The sequence below is a fragment of the Roseateles sp. P5_B10 genome (genome assembly GCF_056400485.1).
This window is the reverse complement of record NZ_JBFULE010000437.1, coordinates 1-4436: the sequence shown is the minus strand read 5'-3', so window position 1 is coordinate 4436 and position 4436 is coordinate 1. Positions and strand designations below refer to the sequence as shown.

Below are 4436 nucleotides of genomic sequence, written 5' to 3'. Positions count from 1 at the left end.
CCGCAGTGGAGGCGCACACGGTCAGCGTGAGGCCGGGCGTTTGCTGAAGGTGGTGCACCAGCTTGGCCGTGGCGGCCGGGTCGATGTCGTAGAGGCGCAGCTCGCGGATGCCGAGCAGGTGGTGGAAGGCCAGGGCCTGGAACTCGCTCTGGGCGCCGTTGCCGATCAGGGCCATCACACGGCTGTCGGGGCGGGCCAGGCGCTTGGCCACCATGACCGAGGTGGCGGCGGTGCGCATGGCGGTGGTCAGGGTCAGCTCGGAGAGCAGGGCGGGGGCRCCGGTCGCCACGTCGGCGAGCACGCCGAAAGCCATCACGGTCGGCAGGCCGAAGCGGTGGTTTTTGGGGTGGCCGTTGACGTATTTGAAGCTGTAGAGGCTGGCGTCGGCGATGGGCATCAGCTCGATGACGCCGTCTTGTGAATGGGCGGCGACACGGGGCGTCTTGTCGAATTCGGCCCAGCGCAGGTAGTCGGATTCGAGGTAGCTGACGAGGCGGCGAAGTAAATCAGGAAGTCCGACACGTTGGACAAGGCGGGCGACGTCTTGGGTGGTGAGGACGGTGGTCATGGCAGTCTCGCGGAATGTGTTGAGGCGATTCTTCCGGGGCCATGTGCCAAACAGAAGCTCAACTCTTGCCACGTAATGCATCGCGATTTGGCAAAATGGCAGTGGAAATTGCCGAATTGATCAAAATGGATGCCCTTGACCAGCAACTCCTCGCCCTGCTGCGCACCGATGCCCGAGCCAGCGTCGCCACGCTCGCGGCCAAGCTCAAGGTCTCGCGCGGCACCGTCACCAACCGCATCGCGCGGCTGGAAGACAGCGGCGTCATCACCGGCTACACGGTGCGCCTGCGGCCCGACTCGGTGCCCGACCAGATCACGGCATGGATGAGCATCACGGTTGAAGGCAACCGCACGCGCGAGGTGGTGGCCATGCTGCTCGGCGAGCCCGGCATCACGGGCCTCTTCGACACCAACGGCCGCTGGGACCTGCTGGCCGAGATCCGCAGCTCCAGCCTGCAGGAACTGGCCGACGTGCTGGAGCGGGTGCGCCTCATCAAGGGCATTGCCGGCACCGAGACCTCCATCCATCTGCAAAGCTACAAGCTGGCCTGATCGGCCTCGGTTATCGTGCGCCGCGCTCCCTCTGCCTTGAAATGAATCCTGTCCTGATCCGCCGTGCCTGGCTTGCGGCCTCCCTTGTGGCGCTGGCCGGTTGTTCCGTGCTGCCCAGCCAGCCACCCCAGCCGCCGGTCGTCGTCGTCCCGACGCCGCCGCCTGAGCCGCCACCCGTCATCAAGCCAGCCCCGAAACCGCCACGCATCGGCCTGGCCCTGGGCGGCGGCGCCGCGCGCGGCTTTGCCCACATTGGCGTCATCCAGGTGTTCGAAGAGAACGGCATCAAGGTCGACCTGGTCGCCGGCACCTCGGCCGGCAGCCTCGTCGCATCGCTCTACGCCTCGGGCAAGACCGGCAAGGAGATGCAGACGCTGGCCGAGACCATGGACGAGGGCGCGATCACCGACTGGTCCTTCCCGCTGCGCGGCCTGATCCGCGGCGAGGCGCTGGCGCGCTTCATCCGCGACAAGACCGGCGGCAAGAACATTGAGCAGATGGTGGTGCCGCTGGGCATCGTCGCCACTGACCTGTCCGACGGCTCTTCCATCCTGTTCCGCAGCGGCGACACCGGCACGGCTGTCCGTGCCTCCAGCGCGGTACCGGCCGTGTTCCAGCCGGTGCGCATCGGCCAGCGCGAATTTGTCGACGGCGGCTTGGTGTCACCGGTGCCGGTGCGCTTTGCCAGGGAAATGGGCGCGCAGCTCGTCGTCGCGGTGGACATCACCTCGCCGCCCGAGAAGGACCCGCCGGGCGACGCCTTTCGCATGCTGATGCAGACCTTTTCCATCATGGGGCGCAGCATCAACATGTTCGAGCTGCGCGACGCCGACGTCGTCATCCGGCCCAGGCTCGATGGCGTGGGCAGCGCCGACTTCACGGCGCGGCGCCGTGCGGTGCAGGCCGGTCGCGAGGCAGCGCAGGCGATCCTGCCGATCCTGCGCCAGCGCATCGCCGAGAAGACCCGCTGAAGCTATGGATGTCGAGACGCCGCTGTTCCCGCTGCGCTCGGTGTTCTTTCCCGGCGGCCATCTGGCGCTGCGCATCTTCGAACCGCGTTACCTGGACATGGTGCAGCGCTGCCATGCGCGCGGCGAGCCCTTTGGCATCGTGGCGTTGACTTCGGGCGAGGAGGTGCGCCGGCGCGAGGGCGAGGGCTTTCGGGCCGAGGCTTTTCACGACGTCGGCACGCTGGCCCGCATCGAGGATTTCGAGCACGCGCAGGCCGGCCTCATCAACATCCGCATCTGCGGCACACAGCGCTTTCGCGTGCAGGGCTCGCGCAACCTCAGCCATGGCCTGTGGGTCGGCCGGCTTGAGCTGTTGGCCGGCGACGTCGCGGTGCCGGTGCCAGACGATCTGCGCCAGGCCGCTCAGCAACTGCAGGACCTGCTCGCCGGCTGGAAGGCCCGCGGCGCCGCGGACGACCTGCCCGTGCAGCCGCCCTACCAGTGGGACGACGCGGGCTGGCTGGCCAACCGCTGGGCCGAGCTGCTGCCCATGCCGGTCGAGGCGCGCCAGCGGCTGATGGTGATGGACAACCCGCTGCTGAGATTGGAGCTCATCGTCGACCGGCTTGACGCGCTTACGCGTTCAGCCAATCGGTAAGCGTCTTCAGCACCTCGGCCTTCTCGGGCTCGTTGAAGATCTCGTGGAAGAGGCCGGGCCAGGGCTTGGTGGCGACGACATTGGCGGGTGCGCCAGACGCAAAGGCCTCGCTGCCGCGCGGTGACACGCAGCGGTCCGCGCCGGCCCACATCAGCAGCGTGCGCAGCTTCCAGCGCGGTGCGTCGCCAATGGCACGGGCGCCGCTGTCGACGATGAAGCGCGTCAGCCGCGCCGTGATGCGGTCATGCACCAGCGGGTCGGTCGCGTAGGCCTTGACGACGGCGGTGTCGCGGCTGATCCATTCGGGCTTGAGGCCGTTGCTGACGGCCAGGCCCGGGGCGAGCGATCCCGCCGCGGCAAGCAGCAGCTTCTGGAAACCGGACAGGCCCGCATCCAGCGCGGGGGAAGACAGCACCAGGCCATCCAGCGGCCGGCTCCAGGCCGCGGGCTTGCCTGTCAGCGCCTCCGCTGCAAAGCGCGCGGCGATCAGCCCGCCCATGCTGTGGCCGAGCAGCACGAAACGCTTGCCCGGCTGGCGCACGGCGTCGATGACGCGTGCCGTGTCGCGCAGCAGCGCGTCGTGCGCGGGGATGTCGCCCTTGCGGCCATCGCTGTGCCCGTGGCCGCGGTGATCCCAGCCGTGCACATCCCAACCGGCCGCGTTCAGTGCCGCGGCGACATGGGCATAGCGCTCGATGTGTTCGCCCAGGCCATGGCAGATGAGCAACTGGCCGCGTGCGGGAGCCGCGGTGGTGGGCCAGTGACGCAGGTGGAGCTTGAGGCCGTCGTCGGTGGTGGTGGTCGTCATCGCGTCGCGGGCTGGGAATCGGTGCGCAAGTTTGCACGAGCTTCGTCTGTTTCTCGTCGCGAACCCAACACTCTTGCGTAGGCCCAGGTGAACTCGGCGCCGATCAGCAGGATCTGCGCCGAGAAGTACACCCACACCAGCAGGGCCACCACCGAGGCCGCGGCGCCAAAGCCCGAGGCGACGCCGCTGCGCTGCAGATAGGCGCCGATGCCATAGCGGCCCAGGGCAAACAGGCCCGCCGTGACGAAGGCGCCGAGCAGCACGTCGCGCCAGGCGACGTGAACGCGTGGCATCCACTTGAAGATCAGCGCGAACACGGCCACCACCAGGCCCTGGCTGAACACCGTGTTGGCCAGAGCAGCGACGCGCAGCCAGTCGCCGAACCAGGGCTGCCACCAGGTCTGGGCGGCCGACATGACGGCGTCCAGCAGCAGCGACACCAGCAGCAGAAAGCTCAGGCCAAAGATGAGGCCGAAGCTCAGCAGGCGCGCGCGCAGCCAGTTCAGCCAGCCTTGCACCGGGCGGGCCGGCACGCGCCAGATGGTGTCCAGCGCATCCTGTAGCTCGGCGAACATCGTCGTCGCACCGACCAGCATCAGCCCCAGCCCGACAACCGTGCTGAGCCAGCCGCCGGCCGGCCAGGAGACCGACTTCAGCATGCTTTCGACTGTCGAGGCGGCCGTCGCGCCGAGCAGCGCGGCGAGCTGGTCGAAGAGCTCGCCGCGCACCGCCTCGCCGCCCCAGACCAGGCCGGCCACGGACACGACGATGAGCAGCAGCGGTGCCAGCGAGAACAGCGTGTAGTAGGCGAGTGCCGCGCCCATGCGCGGGCCGCGGTCGTCGAGGAAGCCGTCGAAGGTCAGCTTCAGCACGCGTCCCAGCGGTCGGATCTGATCAAGCC

At 68.5% G+C, this 4436-nt stretch carries 6 protein-coding genes; 3 read left to right on the top strand and 3 right to left on the bottom strand.

Going from position 1 to position 4436, the window contains the following annotated elements:
- On the bottom strand, positions 1 to 568 hold a 568-nt coding region (locus AC1DU6_RS21320; protein WP_477859426.1), incomplete at its 3' end, for a Rossmann-fold NAD(P)-binding domain-containing protein.
- 125 nt (positions 569 to 693) lie between these two features.
- On the opposite strand from AC1DU6_RS21320, the gene AC1DU6_RS21315 reads away from it, so the two are divergent.
- Genes AC1DU6_RS21315 through AC1DU6_RS21305 form a run of 3 tightly spaced genes read left to right on the top strand, consistent with a single transcriptional unit; the run spans position 694 to position 2727 of the window.
- On the top strand, positions 694 to 1119 hold the full coding sequence (locus AC1DU6_RS21315) for an Lrp/AsnC family transcriptional regulator (protein ID WP_056194870.1): 426 nt from the start codon (positions 694 to 696) through the stop codon (positions 1117 to 1119).
- A 41-nt stretch (positions 1120 to 1160) separates the two neighbouring features.
- Positions 1161 to 2090 carry a patatin-like phospholipase family protein gene (locus tag AC1DU6_RS21310; RefSeq protein WP_457323732.1) on the top strand — a complete coding sequence of 310 codons (930 nt, stop codon included), beginning with the start codon at positions 1161 to 1163 and terminating at the stop codon, positions 2088 to 2090.
- A gap of 4 nt (positions 2091 to 2094) precedes the next feature.
- Complete coding sequence (locus AC1DU6_RS21305) at positions 2095 to 2727, top strand: LON peptidase substrate-binding domain-containing protein (protein WP_457323731.1); 633 nt, start codon at positions 2095 to 2097, stop codon at positions 2725 to 2727.
- Here AC1DU6_RS21305 and AC1DU6_RS21300 read toward each other — a convergent pair.
- Both AC1DU6_RS21300 and AC1DU6_RS21295 read right to left on the bottom strand, forming a co-directional pair.
- Entirely contained in the window at positions 2705 to 3535 is an 831-nt protein-coding gene (locus AC1DU6_RS21300; RefSeq protein ID WP_477859425.1) for a lysophospholipase, read from the bottom strand. The genes AC1DU6_RS21305 and AC1DU6_RS21300 overlap by 23 nt on opposite strands.
- Positions 3532 to 4436: YihY/virulence factor BrkB family protein (locus tag AC1DU6_RS21295; RefSeq protein WP_477859424.1), on the bottom strand; the 905-nt coding region annotated here is incomplete at its 5' end. The genes AC1DU6_RS21300 and AC1DU6_RS21295, both read right to left, overlap by 4 nt.